This is a genomic window from Fulvivirga marina (assembly GCF_016775155.1).
Lineage (GTDB): Bacteria > Bacteroidota > Bacteroidia > Cytophagales > Cyclobacteriaceae > Fulvivirga > Fulvivirga marina.
The window spans coordinates 54924-74790 of the sequence record NZ_JAEUGD010000059.1 but is presented as its reverse complement, the minus strand read 5'-3'; the positions used below and the strand labels follow the sequence as shown (position 1 = coordinate 74790).

Annotated in this window: 3 protein-coding genes; all 3 read left to right on the top strand. The window is 43.4% G+C overall.

The annotated features are described in order from the left end of the window. Positions 1-249 precede the first annotated feature (249 nt). Positions 250-2619, top strand: coding sequence for an ABC transporter permease (locus tag JMN32_RS18055; RefSeq protein WP_202857768.1), 2370 nt, complete (start codon positions 250-252; stop codon positions 2617-2619). 61 nt (positions 2620-2680) lie between these two features. After that, the gene (locus tag JMN32_RS18050) at positions 2681-16447 is read left to right on the top strand and encodes a non-ribosomal peptide synthetase/type I polyketide synthase (RefSeq protein WP_202857767.1); all 13767 of its coding nucleotides are present in this window, start codon (positions 2681-2683) and stop codon (positions 16445-16447) included. 19 nt (positions 16448-16466) lie between these two features. Then, positions 16467-19829, top strand: a complete 3363-nt coding sequence (locus JMN32_RS18045) for a non-ribosomal peptide synthetase (RefSeq protein ID WP_202857766.1) — start codon at positions 16467-16469, stop codon at positions 19827-19829. The last annotated feature ends 38 nt before the right edge of the window (positions 19830-19867 follow it).

Below are 19867 nucleotides of genomic sequence, written 5' to 3'. Positions count from 1 at the left end.
ATTTTGACACTTTAGGATAGGTAGATAATGGCTCTATTATTTGCCTTTTGATGGTTTTACCTGGGGGTGATCATTAGACTTAATACTTTAAAACAGATGATTATATAAGGCGGGGCAAATAATCTTTAGATCTCTTGTATTTATTTAAAGAGTAATAGATTTTGTTTATGAACAGGCATGTGTCTGTTTACCAGCTTAAACTGATATGTTAAACTAAAGCTAATTGACCGGAATAGAAACCAACTAAATATGTTAAAACATAACCTTTACTTAATATTACGGAGTTTTAAACGCTTTAAAACTACCTTCATTATTAACCTGATAGGCCTATCAGCTGGCCTTACTAGTGTTTTCTTTATCTACATGTGGGTGAGCGATGAGCTAGCCTTTGATAGATTCCATGACAAAGGTGATAGACTTTATCAGGTCATGGAGCATCAGGAGAATGCTGATCTCATTAAAACTGTTGAAAATACACCAGATCCTTTGGCTGATGCTTTAAAAGATGAATTTCCTGAAGTAGAATATGCAACCCTGGCAACTCCATTGTCATGGTTTCAGGAGTTTACAATAACTACAGTTGATGAAAAAAGTGTTAAAGGGGCAGGGCAGTTTGTGGGTAAGGAGTACTTCAGCGTTTTTTCTTATAACCTTATACATGGTGATGAGAAGAATGTGCTGGAAGACCAAAATTCTATTGTAATTTCTGAGTCACTGGCTTTAAGCCTGTTTAATACTGCGGAAGAGGCAATTGGAAAAAGAGTCGAATGGCAACTGCTGCAGTTTAAAAAAGACGCGGTGATTTCAGGTGTTTTTGAAGATGTACCCAGACACTCATCAGATCAATTTGATTTTGTACTGTCTTTTGAGCTATTCGCAAACATGTTTCATAGAGAGCCTAATTGGGGTAATAATGGTCCTCATACCTATGTGGTTTTAAAGGATAACACAGACGTTGGGCAATTCAACACGAAGATATCTGGCTACATCAAGGAAAAATATGCGGAGTCTAATGTAACGCTTTTTGCAAGGCAGTATGAAGACAGGTACCTGTATGGTAACTATGAAAATGGAGTGCAGGCAGGAGGTAGGATTGAGTATGTTAAGATGTTTGCTATAATCGCTGTTTTTATCCTTTTAATAGCCTGCATAAACTTTATGAACCTGTCAACTGCCAAGGCATCAAGGAAGATCAAAGAAGTGGGAGTGAAAAAGGCAATCGGTGTAAGTCGTCAGTCTTTGGTTGTACAATATTTGGCAGAATCAGTTTTAATGGCATTTATTTCACTTGCCCTCGCCGTTTTGATCATCTTTCTCTTTATGCCCAAATTCAATGAAATTACGGGTAAAGATCTGGCCATGCATTTTGATACTTCTCTGATCACCTCCATGGTAGGGATTACCCTGTTCACCGGACTGATTTCGGGTAGCTATCCGGCGATTTACATGTCAGGTTTCAAACCGGCAATCATCCTCAAGGGTAAGTTCAAAAGCTCATTGGGAGAACTATGGGCACGTAAAGGACTGGTGATATTTCAGTTCACACTCTCAGTGATTTTCATTGTTTCGGTTGTAGTTATTTATAATCAAATGAAATTTATACAATCGAAAAACCTTGGATATAGTAAAGACAATGTCATCTATTTTGAAAAGGAGGGAAAGGTAGCTGAGAACTTGGAAAGCTTCCTGATAGAAGTGAATAAAATTCCGGGAGTGTCCAGCGCTTCGAGCAGGATGGGAAGTACGATGGGAAGTTTTATGACTACCGGTAGCCTGGAATGGCCAGGAAAAAATACAGAAAGCCAAGTGTCATTTGAAAATGTGGGTGTCAACTACGATTTTATAAAAACCCTGGGTATAGAAGTATTAGATGGACGATCCTTTTCCAAGGACTTCATTTCAGACAATGAGGCTATTATTTTTAATGAGGCCGCTATTGAGGTGATGGGTATGGAGAATCCTGTTGGACAGACCGTTAACCTATGGGGAGGCAATAGGCAAATAATTGGTGTGGTGAAAAACTTTCACTTTGAGTCACTCCACGAACAAGTCAAACCCCTGTTTTTCATTTTGGCACCTCATAAAACCAGTGTTGTATTGGTGAAACTGGATGCTGGAAGAACCGTAGAAGCTATTGACGAACTCAAAGATTTTTATATGGAATTTGCGGGTTCCCCCATGGACTATCAGTTTCTGGATGCGGCTTATGAAGCACAGTATGCTTCTGAAAAAAGAGTTTCGGCTCTTTCCAAATATTTTGCGGCCTTGGCAATTATTATCTCATGCCTGGGGCTTTTCGGGCTGGCAACGTTTACAGCGGAAAGAAGGCTTAAAGAAATAGGTATTCGAAAAGCATTAGGCGCAAATAATTTCTCTATTATTTACCTGCTATCACTTGACTTTACCAAAATGGTGATGGCATCTATTTTAGTGGCTATACCCATCAGTTATTTTATGACACAACAGTGGCTTGCCAATTTTGCCTTTAGCATTGAACTGGAGATATGGTATTTTGTGGGAGCTGGAGTTATTACCCTATTGATAGCGTGGCTTACCGTAAGTATGCAAACCATTAAAGCGGCAATGGTGAGCCCTGTTAAATGTTTAAAAACCGAATGATTTAGCATAGAACAACCTGACCGAACATCTCAAAATTTTGCTACGATAGAAAAAATCAGCTGTGAAAGATAAATTAGATAAGTCTAACGTACAGGAAATTCTAGAGCTGACAACAGTGCAGCGTGGAATGCTTTTTCACTTTTTAAATGAGGCAGATAACAACGTATATAATGTTCAGTTATCCTTTCGTATAGAAGGAGAGCTAAATGTAAATGCACTAAAACAAGCAATAATAGCTGTACAGGCTCAAAATGAAGCTTTGAGATCGATCTTTAGGTGGGAGAAAATAAGTAAGCCGGTACAAATTGTTCTTAAGAAAAGCCCTGTTGATTTCACATACAGAGACTTGTCTCAAGTGTCGTCAGAAAGCGTACAGCGAGAGGTAAGGCAATATACCGAAGAGGATCAAAACAGAAGGTTCACCCTTACAGAGGTACCCTTCAGAATAGCCGTTATTAAAATTTCTGCCAGGCTATATGCATTGAATATAACCCATCATCACATCTTGTATGATGGCTGGAGTACAGGGATTTTGTTAGAGGAACTCTTTACATCATATAAACAGTTGGCCGAAGGTGAGTCAGCTAGAGTCAGAGTAAAGCCTGCTTATAAAGAGATGCAGCGGCACCTAACAAAGCCTGCCAAAAAGGGGGCTGAGGCATATTGGAAAAATTATCTTGGAGACTATGATATAATGTCATTCTTTTCAGGCATCGTTGATCTGGAGAAGAAAAATGAAATAGCTAAGATAACCCGGAAGGTTTCCAATGCCACAATGGATCAGTTTGCCAGTGCAAATAAAGTTACCAAGGCATCCGTGGTTTATGCAGCTTATGGTATTTTGCTTCAAAAATACCACGACATTTCTGATGTTGTTTTTGGAACCACGGTATCCAACCGAGATGCGGCTGTAAGAGGTAACGACAAAGTAATAGGCAACTTTATCAATACCATACCATTAAGGCTTAGGCAAGTGGAAAACAGTACCTTGCTGGATGTTGTTGCAAGTATCAGCAAGGATTTGATAGAAAGAAGCCAATACAACAACACTTCATATTTTGAAATCAAGCGCATGCTGGATATTAAGCCCAGTAATGACTTGTTTGATTCCGTCGTTATCATTGAAAACTATCCGCTTGATACTGATAAAATAAACAGTAACGCCGAATTTAAGCTACATCTGGAAACCGTTTATGAAAATACAGGGATTCCACTCGTGGTCACCGTCTTCTTTAATGAGGAAGTAGAGATCGAGTTTGCCTATCAAACTACAAACCTGAGTGAATCTTTTGTGCGTTCACTGGCCACACAGTTTGCTTTGGTCATTAAGAGCATACTTCATGATAGCAGTAAAAAAGTAAAAGAAGTCAGTCTGCTATCGGATAGCGAAAAGGCTGAATTGCTATACGATTTCAACAAAACAGCCCTGGCATATCCTGTTGAGAAAACACTTGTTCAGCTTTTTGAGGAGCAGGCAGCCAGAACCCCGAATCATACAGCGCTTGTATTTGGCGAACAGGCATTGAGCTACAGAGAGCTTAATGAAAAAGCCAATAGCCTGGCAGCAGATATACGAGCCCGGGGAGTACGCCCTAACCAAATTGTAGCATTGTACACCAGCCGCTCACTGGAGCTATTCATTAGCCAGTTGGCTGTGCTAAAATCCGGAGGTTGTTATCTTCCCTTAGACCCCACATTCCCCAAAGAGCGTTTAGAGTATATGATGTCAGATGCTAATGCTACAGTACTTCTGACCACGCCAGACTTGGACGGAAAAGTATTTAGCGTTGAGCAGAATCTTGATATTCTGACGGTTGATTGCGAAGAATTGGCGTCAGAGCCTAAAAACTTACCCCATGTCAATAATTCTGATGACCTCGCTTATGTAATTTACACCTCAGGGTCAACAGGAAGGCCTAAGGGTGTAATGCTCCCACATAGAGCAGTACATAACTATATCATATCGTTGTCGGAAAGCGTTCCCTTCACAGAAGAAACTACTATTGTTTCTGTAACAACTTTTTCCTTTGACATATTTGTCACGGAGTCATTGGTTCCACTTACTCGTGGTGCCCGGGTGGTTATAGCAGATGAAGCGGCCCAAAAAGACCCCAGGCTTTTGTTTAAAACAATAGCCATGAATGGTGTTACGATGATGCAGACCACACCATCGCGCTACAAACTGCTAACCAGTGATGAAGTTGCCTTCAAAGCAGGTATGAGTGGTATGGAATACATGCTGGTTGGGGGAGAGGCCTTCCCACCCGAACTTTTGAAGCAACTGAAAGCAGCTGCTAAGGCAAGAATAATTAATGTATACGGACCTACCGAAACCACGGTATGGTCATCATTGATAGATCTTACAGACGAAGATAAAATAACTATAGGCAGACCCATTGGCAATACACAGCTTTACGTGCTGAACAAACACAGGCAGTTACAGCCAAAAGGAGTCAGCGGTGAGCTTTACATAGGAGGTGATGGCCTGGCCGAAGGGTACTGGAACAATCCGGAATTAACAGATAAGGTCTTTGTACCTAACCCCTTTAACCCGGAAGAAAAACTTTATAAAACCGGTGATCTTGTTCGTTGGTTGGATAATGGTACTATAGAATACCTCGGTCGTACAGATTTTCAGGTTAAAATTCGAGGCCATAGAATTGAAACCGGCGAAATAGAAAGCCACTTATCCAACTATGGGGCTATAGAGGAATGTGTGGTTGTAGCCCGTGAGATTCATGGTAACAACCATTTGGTAGCCTATTATGTCTCTGGCGAACAAGAAGATGCAGATCGTTTAAAAGGCTATTTGTCAGAACACCTTCCTAGCTACATGGTGCCATCTTATTTTATGGAGATGGAAACGTTGCCTATGACACCGAATGGTAAGCTGGATAAGACCAGATTACCGCAGCCAGAGATCATGCTTAACAAGGATCATGTCGTAGCAACCGGTGAAGTAGAAAAACAACTATTCGGCATATGGAAAGAAGTACTAGGTCATGATAAGATCAGTGCGAACCAAAACTTTTTTGATGTAGGCGGAGATTCGCTGCATTTGATCAGTGTGAGTTCAAAAATCAAAGTGGTCTTTGACGAGGATGTTTCCGTTACAGAACTTTTCAATTATACAACCATTCGCGCCCTTGCTAAATATATAAGCAGCAAAAAGGGCGATACGGTCGAGGAAAAAACAGAGCAGGAAGAAGTTAAACAGAAGGCGAGCCTCGAAAGCAGGAGTGGTGCCTTCGATATAGCCATTATTGGCATGGCTGGCAGGTTCCCGGAGGCAAAGAATATAGACCAGTTCTGGCAAAACCTGCAATCAGGGAAAGAGTCTATTACAAGAAAAGAGAAAGAGGAGAACGATCCTTTGATATACGCCAAAGGCTTTCTTGAGGGATATGAATCCTTTGATGCGACCTTCTTTAATTATATTCCTTCTGAGGCGGCAAAAATGGATCCTCAGATGCGCATATTCCACGAGTGTACCTGGGAAGCTTTAGAAAATGCAGGCTATAATCCTAGTACCTATAAAGGAACAATAGGTCTTTACGGAGGAGCATCGGCTAATCCTTATTTCAATATTAATGTCGGAGCCAATGGCGATGACGACTGGGTAGAAAAGTGGGAAGCCATTACTTATGCGGATAAAGATTTCCTTTGCCCCAGAATCTCATACAAGCTTAACCTTAAAGGCCCCAGTGTAAATATCGCTACAGCCTGTTCTACTTCACTAGTAGCTGTGGACACGGCATGTCATGAGCTGATGGCCGGTAAGTGTGATGTTGCCCTGGCCGGAGGGGTATCAGTTTCACTCCATGACAATGAAGGATACACCCATAGAAAGGGAATGATATTGTCTGATGATGGAAGTTGCAGAGCATTTGATGCAACATCATCAGGAACAGTAAGTGGCAACGGTGCAGGCATAGTGGTATTGAAGAAACTCGATGAAGCGATACGTGATGGAGATACCATACATGCCGTGATCAAAGGTACAGCCACCAATAATGATGGCCACGAAAAAATTGGATTTACAGCACCAAGCATCGAAGGGCAAAGTGCTGCTATTCGCGAGGCCATTAGAAATGCAAATATTGCCCCGGAAAGCATAACCTATGTAGAAGCCCATGGAACGGGAACTTCACTGGGTGACCCTATTGAAATAGCAGGACTTACAAAGGCCTTTAATACCGGCAAAAAACAATTTTGTGCAATAGGTTCTGTCAAGACCAATATTGGCCACCTGGATGCTGCCGCAGGAATAGCAGGGCTGATCAAAACAGCTCTTTCCCTGAAGAACAGACAGCTGGTTCCCAGCCTGCATTATAAGACGCCCAACGCCAGCATTGATTTTAAAAACAGCCCCTTTTACGTTAATACAAACCTCCGGGAATGGAAGAATGGCGAATACCCAAGACGTGCAGGGGTGAGCTCGTTTGGTATTGGAGGTACAAATGCACATGTGGTTTTAGAGGAGGCACCGTCGGTTACCGAACCATCAGTATCCAGAGACTACCAACTATTAACACTTTCGGCAAAAACACCAGATGCCCTTCAAAAAAACATCCATAATCTGGCAGATTTTCTACAAGCGAATGGAGATACAAATATTGCCGATGCAGCCTATACACTTCATGTCGGCAGAGCGCACTTCCAGTATAGAGCAAGCCTGAGTGTCAGAAATGCTGACGATTCTGTAAAGCTCCTGAGAGACCTGGCAGATGAAGTTGCAGATATACCTGCACCGCAAAGCAGAGAACACATTGTGTTTATGTTCTCAGGGCAAGGCTCACAATATAGAGGTATGTGTGCAGACCTGTATGCCAGAGAAAAATATTTTAAGGAAACGGTAGACCACTGTTTGAAAATTGCAGAAGAGGTATCCGGTAAAAACTTTAAACCCATACTATTTGGAGATAATTCCGAAGACGCTGATCAGGTAAATCAGACAGAAAATACACAGCCTGCACTATTTATTATCGAATATGCCCTGGCGCAATTGCTAATCCGGTGGGGAATTAAACCTACCCTGATGATAGGGCATAGCATAGGAGAGTACGTAGCGGCCTGTATTGGAGGAGTCTTTACACCTCATGATGCCATAAAGCTGGTCGTCAGCAGAGGTCAGTTGATGCAGCAGGTAGCGCCAGGAGCAATGCTCAGTATCTCAGCCGGAGAAGAAGAATTACTCCCTTTAATAACTGATAACGACAACATCTCACTGGCCGCAGTAAACAGTTCTGCTCACTGCGTGGTTTCCGGAACTGAAGAGGCCATTGCAGACTTTCAAAACAAAATTCAACAAAGCGGATATAATAGCAAAGTAATCCATACATCCCATGCATTCCATTCCTATATGATGGATGGCATACTGGATCAGTTTAAATCCGTATTTGAAAACATAAAATTCCATAAGCAGCAGATACCCCTGGTATCCAATTTAACCGGAGAGGTAGCCGATGATAAAACCCTCGGATCTTCTGAATATTGGGTAAGGCACCTCAGAGAAACAGTACGCTTCTCAGAAGGGGTAAGCAAAATGATGGAGGCTGAGGAGTCGGTATTTATAGAAGTTGGCCCGGGCAATGTACTGAGTACTTTTGTGCGATCCCATAAAAATCGATTAAGCAGTCATGAAGTTGTAGCCCTGGTTAGGCACCCCAAACAGCATGTTGATGATCAGCAGTATTTATTGGGAAGTTTGGGTAAGCTATGGGAAAAAGGCGTGGAAGTAAGCTGGGCAGATTTTTACCAGGAAGAACAAAGAAGAAGAATTCCGCTACCAACCTATTCATTTGAAAAAGTCCAGTATCCTGTACGTATAGATGAAGGTAGCCATCAGCAAAATAGCCCGGAACCAATAAGAAATAATATCAACGAATGGTTCTACATTCCAGGTTGGCAGAGCTCATTTGCCTTGCCAGAGAAAGTGGATAATGTTGGTGGCTATATTATTTATGGAAAGGATAACAAGCTTCAGACATCGCTGATCGGGAAATTTGATCAGGAGCGGGTACCTTATGTATCTGTCATTAAAGGAAATGAATATAAGAAAGTATCAGATAGCCAATATGTTGTAAATCCCGGTTCACTTGAAGACCTGACAAAATTCTTCAGCGACCTGAAAGATAAAAGCTTTAAATACGATCAGATAATTTACAACAGCACTTCAGACGATCTGACCGACGACCTTAGTGAATACACCGATCATTATCCTGATTTTTATGATCTCATCCATATGGTAAAATCAGCCCATCGTGTGGAGTCGCTTTCGGGAGTGCATTTAACTTTGGTTACTAGTAATTTATATGATGTGTTGGGCGTTGAAAAAGTCAATGCATCAGGAGCTGCATTACCGGCAGCCATTAAAGTAATCGCACAGGAGTACCCTGTAACAACAGGTCATATTGACCTTTTGATGCAGGAGGTTGAACAAAATGTTGACCAGCTTACGAGTGAGTTTGTAAAGCGTAAAAATGGTCTGTCATTGGCGTTGAGAAATTCCCGACGATGGGAGCAATCATTCGAACAGGTTGCCTTGCGGAGCGAAGGGTCAATGCTAAAGAAGGAAGGCGTGTACCTGATCACCGGTGGTCTTGGGAAATTGGGGTACACCCTGGCGCAATACCTGACTACAAAATATCAGGCCAGTGTTGTGTTGCTGGGCAGAACAGATCAGAAGCTTAAAGCAGACCAGGTCAATCAACTGAATAACGGCCCTGGTAAAGCGAGCTATTTCAAAGCAGATATTTCAAGCCACACCGACCTTGAATTTGTTGTAGATGCTGCTGAAAAGCAATACGGCGAAATAAACGGTATTATCCATGCCGCAGGTACCCTTCAGGGAAAAAGCATAAACCTGATCGATAACCTCACAGACGATGACTACCGTGAACAATTCAGAACAAAATGTACCGGTATACATAACCTGAAAAAGGTTATGGGCAACAGAGAACTCGATTTTTGCCTCGCCATATCCTCTATTTCATCAGTGCTTGGCGGGCTTCAATTTGGAGCATATGCCTCGGCCAACATGGCTTTGGATCATGAGTTGAATACCATTCATGAAACAGAGTCTCCTAATTGGTTTAGCGTGAACCTGGATGGACTTGCGTTTGATGATAACCCGGGAGAAGGAATAAGGCCGGATGAATTATTAGAGGTTTTTGAGAGAGTTACTGCGCTGACACACCTGCCGCAAGTAGTGGTTTCTGTTGGTGATCTCAATCAAAGGGTATCCCAATGGGTTAAAAACAAGGTGAATGGTCAGGAAGATAAGGCCTTGGCACTGGTTACCTCCGAGGATAATATTGAGTTGGAGATGCTTCAGCTTTGGAAAGAATTCTTCGGCATGGAGGATATCAGACCTTCTAATGATTTCTTTGAATTGGGAGGCGATTCTTTGAAAGTCCTTACCATGATTGGTCGTATACATAAGCGGTTTAACATAGAGCTTTCGATAACTGAATTTTTCCAACATGCTTCAGTCAAAGAACTAAGTGCATACCTAAGTACATCGTTAGGAAAGAATGAAGCGAATGAACAGGCTGAATATACAGTGATACCCAAGGCGGAAAGCAGTGCGCATTACCCATTGAGCTCAGTTCAACGAAGGCTATACTTCCTCAATGAATTTGACAATGGTTCCGTAGCCTACAACATGCCCATAGCACTTCAGTTGAGCGGGGCAGTTGATCATCAAAAACTCAAGAAGGTATTTGAAACACTTATTGAGCGGCACGAACCCCTCAGAACAAAGTTTGAGATTATAGATGAGCAGCCTTGCCAAACTATAATTGAGCAAGTTGATTTTGACATACACCATTATACCGCCACGGATGAGGGTATAGTCTCAGTAATTAACAATTTTATTAAGCCATTTGATTTGACCCAGGCTCCCCTGATACGTGTAGGGTTAGTGAAAGTATCTGAGCTTGAACATGTCTTAATGGTTGATTTGCCGCATATCATTACAGATGGCGTCTCTAAGAGTGTTATGATTAAAGACTTCATGGCACTTTACAAAGGGCAGCCGTTAGAGGACCTTGAGCTACATTATAAAGACTATGCCGTGTGGCAGCAGGGAAGTGATTTTCAGCAGGAGCTCATGGAGCAAAGAGCCTTCTGGTTAGAAGCATTTGACAGTGAGGTGACTCCACTCAACTTACCTGCTGATTATGTAAGGCCCGCTATAAAAAGCTTTGAAGGAGACATCAGGAAATTTGAAATCAGCGCAGCTAACACAGAAAAACTAAGAAAGATAGCCGAAGGTGAAGGAACGACACTCTTTACGATACTCTTGTCTGCCTATCATATTCTTCTAAGCAAACTGAGTAATCAGGAAGATATAGTGATAGGGACACCCATTTCAGGAAGGCAACATGCTGATCTGGAGCAGATGATGGGGATGTTTATCAATACCTTGCCCTTGCGAAACCAAGCTGAGGGTACACAAAGTTTTAGAGAATTCCTGGATCAGGTGAAGAGCAAAACACTCGAGAGCTTCGACCACCAGGCGTACCCTTATGAATATTTAATAGATGACCTGAAGTTGGAGCGAAACATCAGCCGAAATCCTTTGTTTGATGTACTCTTCTCGTATGAGAACTTCGAGCGTTCAGAGCTTGAAATACCCGGACTAAAGATCACACAGTACGATGACAATCATATTGTTTCCAAGTTTGACCTGACGTTAACGGCATATGAAAATGAAGGAGCATTGGCTCTTTATTTCGAGTACTGCACCGCCTTGTTCAAAGGAGACACTATAGAAAGATTTATAAGCTATTTTAATCAGATCATCTCTACAATTCTGGCCGATGTTAACATCAGGCTGTCGGATATAGACCTGATCACCGAAGAGGAGAGAGGCCTGATCTTAAGTGACTTTAACGATACGGCACTAACTTTTGATGAAAGCCGCAGCATCGTTACTGCGTTTGAAGCACAGGTAGCTGAAAGCAAAGCAGCCATAGCACTAACCTACGGAGGCAAAAGCCTTACCTACGAAGAACTGAACAGCAGAAGTAACCAGTTGGCGCACAAGATACGGCAACAGGACCTTCCTGCCGAAGCTATTGTAGGGATCATGCTACCCCGTACCGAAGCCCTTTTTATCAGCATCCTTGGAGCATTGAAAGCCGGCTGTACCTATGTGCCTATAGACCCGGACTACCCGGAAGACCGCATAGACTACATTGTTCAGGACAGTGGTCTAAGCCTGATGCTGACCGATGCAGACCTGGAAAAAAGAGCCAACCAATTTGGAGAGCAACTACAAACCATAGACGTTACCTCAGCCTCATTATCAGAAGAAAATACAGCTAACCCTGGCGTATCGGTATCACCATCACAACTGGCGTATATGATCTACACCTCCGGGTCCACCGGACGACCAAAAGGCGTGATGATCGAGCACAGCAATGCGATCAACTTTGTTGAAGGCATAGCCGCGCGCATTCCAATGGAGGAAGGCTCACGCATGCTCTGCCTGACCACAATCTCATTTGATATCTTCGTACTGGAAAGCCTGTTGCCATTACTACAGGGGTATCATGTTGTGCTGGCAGGCAACAGCGACCAGAAAGACCCTGATGCGCTTTGTACACTGATAAATGCAGGTAGCGTCAACAAGATGCAGATCACCCCATCGCACCTGAAGATGTTACTGTCTTCCAGCCATGCGGCAGAAGCCCTGCAAAATATAGATACCCTGATGGTAGGAGGAGAAGGCTTCCCTGCGGACCTGCTTCAGATCCTACACAGCCAATACCAGGGCAGGATTTTTAACATGTATGGTCCCACCGAGACCACCGTATGGTCATCGGTTCAGGAACTTACCAAGGCAGAGCGAATTGATATCGGTACACCGATAGCTAATACCACAATGCTGATCGTAGGCGAAGAAGGACACCTTCAGCCTGTAGGCATTGCCGGAGAGCTTTACATAGGCGGCAAAGGAGTAGGCCGGGGCTACTGGCAAAATGAGTCCTTAACCGGAGAGCGCTTTGTGAGTGGCCCTGCCGGAGTAAGCGGGCGTTTCTACCGCACCGGAGATATGGCAAGATGGTTGCCTAACGGCGCCATCGAATACCTGGGGAGAATGGACAACCAGGTGAAGATACGAGGCTATCGTATTGAGCCGGGTGAAATAGAGAGCCAGCTACAGACCCATGAAGAGGTCAAAGAAGCAGTTGTTTACGCTCACGGAGACTCTGGCGAGCAGATACTGGTAGCCTACTACGTTTCGGCTTCGATGATAGAACCTGTAGACCTTCGAGCTCACCTTTCACAAAGCTTGCCCGACTACATGATCCCTTCCTACTTCATGCACCTGGACAAATTTCCGCTTACCCCAAATGGGAAGATAGACAGGAAGTCCCTGCCCGCCCCTGAGCTGGTGAGCAGTGCAGCGTACGTAGGGCCATCAAACGAAATAGAAGAACAACTGGTAGACATCTGGGCAGAAGTACTGAAAGCGGACCCCGAAGCGATCGGGGTAACACGAAGCTTCTTCGAACTGGGAGGACACTCCCTGCTGGCCAGTTTGTTGGCCAATAAGATACACCAGCAACTAAGCATAACCATCCCCTTACGAGAGATCTTCCGCCATCAGGACATCCGCAGTCAGGGACAATATCTCAGCAACCGGGAGCAGACTACTTACAAATCAGTAGAAAAAGCGGCCGAACAACCGTATTACTCCCTGTCGTCATCACAACAACGTCTGTATGTACTTCATCAAATAGACAAGAACTCTACGGCGTATAACATGCCTTACACCGTAAGGCTGAGCGGCATATTGGACAAAGAAAAACTCAACGAGGTCTTCAGCGGGCTGGTCAGCCGGCACGAAAGTCTTCGTACCTCTTTCCATGTGGAGAATGACCACCCTGTTCAGAAAATATCAGAGGACCACGATTTTGAAGTGCAGTACTATCAGTCCGACGAAGAAGGAGCGGAGAAACTGATCAGGGACATCATCGCTCCCTTTGATCTGAGCGAATCTCCCTTGATGCGTGCAGGTGTAATTGCCCTGAGCGAGACCGACCATATACTGGTGGTAGACATGCACCACATCATCACTGATGGTATTTCGCAAAGCGTGCTGATGCAGGACTTCACAAGCCTTTACAACGGAGATGCGCTGGAGCCCCTTCACCTTCAGTATAAAGATTATGCAGAATGGCAGCAAGACCCGGCTCAACAAGCTGCGGTCAGTGACCAGAAGGCCTACTGGCTAGGCGAGTTTTCTGAAGAGGTGACCTCCCTGGAGCTTCCGACTGATAAAGCTCGTCCACTAGTAAAAAGCAGCAAAGGCGGCAGCATAGACTTCACACTGAGCGAGGCAACTACCCACAAGCTCCATGAGCTGTCGCAGTTAGAAGGTACGACCCTGTTCATGTTGCTACTCTCGATCTACAACGTACTGCTGGGCAAACTGAGTAATCAGGAAGATATTGTGATAGGAACCCCTGTCGCCGGAAGACAGCATGTAGACCTTGAACGTGTGATCGGTATGTTTGTGAACACCCTGCCACTGCGCAACTACCCCGCAGGCGATAAGACCTTCCGGGATTTTCTACACGAGGTAAAAGAGCGTGCACTGCTGAGCATGGAGCACCAAGGCTACCCTTATGAAGCACTGATCGATGAAGTGAAAGCAGACAGAGCTGTAAACAGAAATCCATTGTTTGATGTGATGTTCGTGTTCCAGAACCAAGAAGAAGCTGAATCAAAAATATCAGGATTGGAGCTGATCCCGTACCACAGCAGTCGTACAGTGTCGAAGTTTGACCTGACCCTGACAGCGGTAGAAGAGGAGGGTGGCATGCAGTTGAGCTTTGAGTATTCATCGGACCTGTTTAACCCTGAAACAATCACCCGTTTTATAGGCTACTTCCAGAGAATAGTAGAGTCAGTAACAGCTGATGCCGATCAGTGTTTGTCTGAGTTGGAGATCATTTCTACAGAAGAGAAACAGCAGTTGTTGAATGTGTTTAACAACACGGGTGTAGACTACCCGAAAGAAGAAACTATAGTCACCCTGTTTGAGAAACAGGTGAAACTCCACCCTGATAATATTGCGGTAGTTTATGGTGATCAAAGGGTCAGTTTCAAGGACCTTGATGCCATGGCGAATAGTATTGCCCAGGTGGCCCTGAACAAGGTGTCGGAAGGGAACAATAAAATAGGTTTGCTGTTCAACCCGTCGGTTGAAATGATCGCCAGCATGCTTGGAGTGATGAAAGCCGGGCACGCCTATGTGCCACTATCTCCAGAAGCTCCGGCAGAGAGAAATGAATATATCCTTGCCGATTGTGATGCTCAATTATTGCTTACGCACGAGGCAGTTGAATTGGAAGACTTCAGGTTTGATACGGAGAAGACTGTGATTGTTGACGAAAATCTCATGGCTGACAATGCCGTGGATGTGATACCCCAAAAAGCTGCACCTCATGATCTCATATATGTGATCTATACCTCAGGAACAACCGGTAACCCTAAAGGTGTAGAGGTAGAGCATGGCGGTATGGTCAACTACCTGTCATGGCGAATTTCAAACTTTGAGTTCACAGCCAGTGAAGTTACTATGCAGGTCGTGTCTTATCATTTTGATGGTTACGGTAGTAACTTGTATTCTCTGCTGCTGGCCGGAGGAACCACAGTATTACTGAGTAATGAGAACCGCTTAAATGCCCAGTATCTGGTCAATACCATTAACCGTGAAAATGTGAGCTATATCGGTATGACACCTGCCATATTTGAGGTTATCCTTACAGAATTGAAGCAAGAGGAGGCCGCAAGTCTGAGACTCGTGGTGCTTGCCGGAGAAAAAGCGAACCCTGAATTATTGCAAAAGAGCAAAAAGTCATTACCCCATACCCAGATCAGCAATGAATATGGGCCTACAGAAACATCCGTTGGGGCAACCTGCAATAATAACCTCGTAGAAACCAATATTTCCATCATAGGAAAACCCATGGACAATACCTCTATTTATATTCTGGGGCAAAAAGGAGAGTTGCTACCGATAGGCATGTACGGAGAGCTATGCATTGCAGGTGTTGGAGTAGCCAGAGGCTATATCAATAACAAAACCCTTACCCAGGAAAAGTTTGTAGAGAATCCATTTAGGGCAGGCGAGCAAATGTATAAAACCGGAGACCTGGCGAGATGGACGTCAGACGGAGAAGTGGAGTTCTTAGGCAGGGTTGACAATCAGGTAAAAATAAGAGGGTTCAGGATAGAGCCTGAAGAGATCGAGGTGCAATTGAATGAGCATGATCAGATCAAAGATGCTCTGGTTATGGCTAAAGAACGATCGGGCGATAAATTTTTGGTAGCCTACTATGTGGCAGAGAGTGAACTAGCTGCGACCAGCATACGTACTTATTTATCGGATAAGCTGCCTGATTATATGATTCCTTCATATTACGTTCATATGAAGAATATGCCAATCAGCACCAACGGAAAGGTAGACAGGAAAGCGTTGCCAGAGCCAGAGGTAGCACCAAGGGAATATGTAGCGCCTTCCTCTGAAACAGAGAAAAAACTTGTAGAGATATGGGCAGAGATATTGAAGATGGACCAAAGCCTTATCAGTATCAATGTCAGCTTCTTTGAACTGGGAGGACACTCTTTAAGAGCTACTGTTCTTGCGAACCGAATTTTTAGAGAACTGAATGTTGAGATACCGTTGCAAGAGATATTTGTCTCTAACACCATTGAAATGATGTCTGAATATATAGATAATGAAAACTGGGCTAAAAACGGAGAGCCGAGTGATGTGGTTATGAGTGACGAGATTATTCTCGATTAGGGAAGGTTAATATTTTATAATGAAAGCAATAATAACAAAACTTAGGAAGCTTAACGTTAATCTCACACTGGTCGATGGGAAATTGAAAATAAATGCCCCGCAGGGTGTTTTGACCAACGACTTGGTACAAGAAATTAAAGAAAATAAGGAGTATCTAATAAACTATCTGGAAGATGTAGCTCGTAAAAACAGTTTTGTAAAAATAGATAAGGTAGAAAATAAGGAATATTACAGGCTGTCTTCTGCGCAGCGGCGCTTGTATTTCCTTTACCAATTCGATAGTACATCTACGGTTTATAATCTGCCGCAAACGGTCAGACTAACCGGGACGATTGATAAAGAAAGGTTTAACAATGCTTTTCAACAGCTTTTACAGCGACACGAATGCCTGAGAACTTCATTTGAGTTGATCAATAATGAGCCTTTGCAAAAAGTACATGACAAGGTAAATTTCGGAATCGAATACTTAGAATGTTCAGAAAGTGAATTGCAGTTGACCACAGAGAAATTTATCAGGCCATTTGATTTACAAAGCGCCCCTCTGGTTAGGGTGGGTATTGTAAGCACTACTCAGGAAGAGCATCTGCTGATTGTCGATATACATCATATTGTGACAGACGGAGTTTCGCAAGCTGTTCTGATTCAGGATTTCATGACCTTTTATAATAATGAAACGTTGCCTCCGATAGCATTAACCTATAAAGATTATGCAGAGTGGCAGCAGAGCGAGAAACAGCAGGAGGAAATTGCTAAACAAAGAGATTTCTGGAAGGAGCAATTCGCCAGCGAACCGGCTTTATTGGAATTGCCGCTGGATCATAAAAGACCACCTGTGAGAAAGCATGGGGGATCGGCTGTAGATTTTGAAATAAGCAAAGCCGATGCAGGCAGACTTCAGACTATTGCTGACCAGGAAGGAGCAACCATGTTTATGGTAGTGCTGGCAATTTATAACATATTGCTGGCCAAACTGTGTAATCAGGAAGACATTGTTATAGGTACACCGGTAGCTGGCAGGCAACATGCTGATCTGGAAAACCTGATTGGCATGTTTGTCAATACAGTAGCCCTGAGAAACTACCCAGTCTCCAGCCAGAGTTTTAAAGATTTTCTTATTTCCGTAAAGGAAAACACACATCAATGCTTTGCGCACCAAACCTATCAATACGAAGAGCTGATCGACGACTTGCAGGTTACAAGAGATACCAGTCGAAATCCCTTGTTTGATGTGATGTTTGTTTTTCAAAACTTTAGTCAGACCGAACTTGAGATTCCCGGTCTTACCCTTGAGCCTCAGGCATGGAAGAGCCAAACCTCAAAATTTGATATTACACTCTCAACCCAGGAGTCAGAGCAAGGGTTGTCGTTTAGTTTTGAGTATTCTACAGAGTTGTTTGAAAGCGATACCGTAGAAAGGTTTGTTACCTATTTTAAACAAATTATTAGTGCAGTCATCGAAGATATGGATATCCGAATTTCGGATATTGATATACTCACTACCTCGGAAAAACAACAGCTGTTACAAGAGTTTAATGATACCAAGGCAGATTACCCGATAGAGAAGGGAGTTATTTCCATGTTTGAAAGGCAGGTTGAAACAAACCCTGAAGGTATAGCCGTACAATATGGAGAAAATCATGTCTCCTACAGACAGTTAAATCATAAGGCCAATCAAATTGCTCATCAGATCCATGAGATCTGGGATAAGAATGGAGTGAAAAGGATCGCTTTGCTTTTCGGCCCTTCGGTAGAGTTGATCGCCAGTATGCTGGCCGTACTGAAGACCGGGTGTGCTTACGTGCCCCTCTCGCCTGATGAGGCTGATGCCAGAAATATCCTCAAATTTTCGGATTGCGAGGCTCAATTGTTGTTGACTCATGAAGAGCTAAAAAGCCATCAGTCAGATTTCTTATCAGGAATTGAAAAGGAGAAGGTCGTGTATGTCAACCAAGAAATACCGGAGGCATCCCAAGAAATTGCAGTTGAGGTAAATCCTGAAGATCCCATCTATGTCATTTATACATCCGGTACCACCGGTAAGCCTAAAGGCGTGGAGGTCATGAATCAGGGAATATTGAACATGGTGTACCATTTTAAGCATAAATTTGATGTTGTTGAAGGTACCCGGTTAAGTCAGGTTGCCAACATCATTTTCGATGCTTCTGCTTTCGAGATATGGCCCGCATTGGCTTTTGGAGGAGTCTTGAATATAGCTCCTGCCGAAATCAGATTCGACCCCGCACTGATGAAATCCTGGTTGGCTGATAATAGCATTGAAATTACATACCAGCCTACTGCCATAGCAGAATATCTCTTAAAGGCGAGCTGGGAGGATAGTAACGTTAGCCTACGCGTGATGAACATTGCGGGGGACAGGCTGAACTATAAGTCTGAAAAAGATTTGCCTTTTGCGGTATTTAATCTTTATGGTCCGACCGAAGATTCTATCTGGACAACTTCATGCGCATACCCTTACTCTGGAGATCATTATAGCATTGGCATGCCTATTGCCAATAAAAGAATACTTATTCTGGGCAAAAACAATGAACTACTCCCCGTTGGAGTGGCCGGAGAAATATGTGTGTCCGGAGCAGGGGTTGCCAAAGGGTATGTGAACAACCTGGATTTAACCCATGAAAAATTTGGAGTTGATCCATTTAACAGCCAATGGAGAATGTACAGAACCGGAGACTGGGGACGATGGCTGAAAAATGGTCATATCGAATTCTTGGGAAGGATCGACCGACAAGTGAAAATCCGGGGCTACAGAATTGAATTGGGAGAGATTGAAAGGCAGCTGGCCGTTCATCCGTCTATTAATGAAAGTGTTGTCATCGATATTGATAAGAGTGGAAGCAAATACCTGGTAGTTTATTATGTGGCTAATGAAACATTAGATGCCAAAGTACTGAGGGAGTACTTATCTAATGCATTGCCCGATTATATGATACCTTCTTCGTTTGTTCAAATGGAAGAACTGCCCCTTACTGCTAATGGCAAGCTGAACAGACGAGCTCTTCCGGAACCAGAAATAACAACTTCTGATACCTATCAGGCGGCTTCCAATGATGTGGAGGCCAAACTGGTAGAAATATGGTCGGAAATTCTGGGGCTTGACGCGGATAAGATAGGAGTTAACTCCAACTTCTTCGAGTTGGGGGGACATTCAATAAGAATAATAGAGTTAAAAAATAAGGTCAATGAACATTTTAACAGTGACTTTTCAGTTGCAGCCATGTTCAGGCTGACCACCATTTCGAAGATTGCCGATCACATTATCAATGGAGATACCGGAGTTAAAGAGATGGCAGAAAAGCTGGATGAGGACCTCATGGAAGCGGAGGACAATCTAAGCATATTTAATCAAATGGATGATTATTAATAAGATCGATAACATCTATTAGTGAAATAGACTATAGG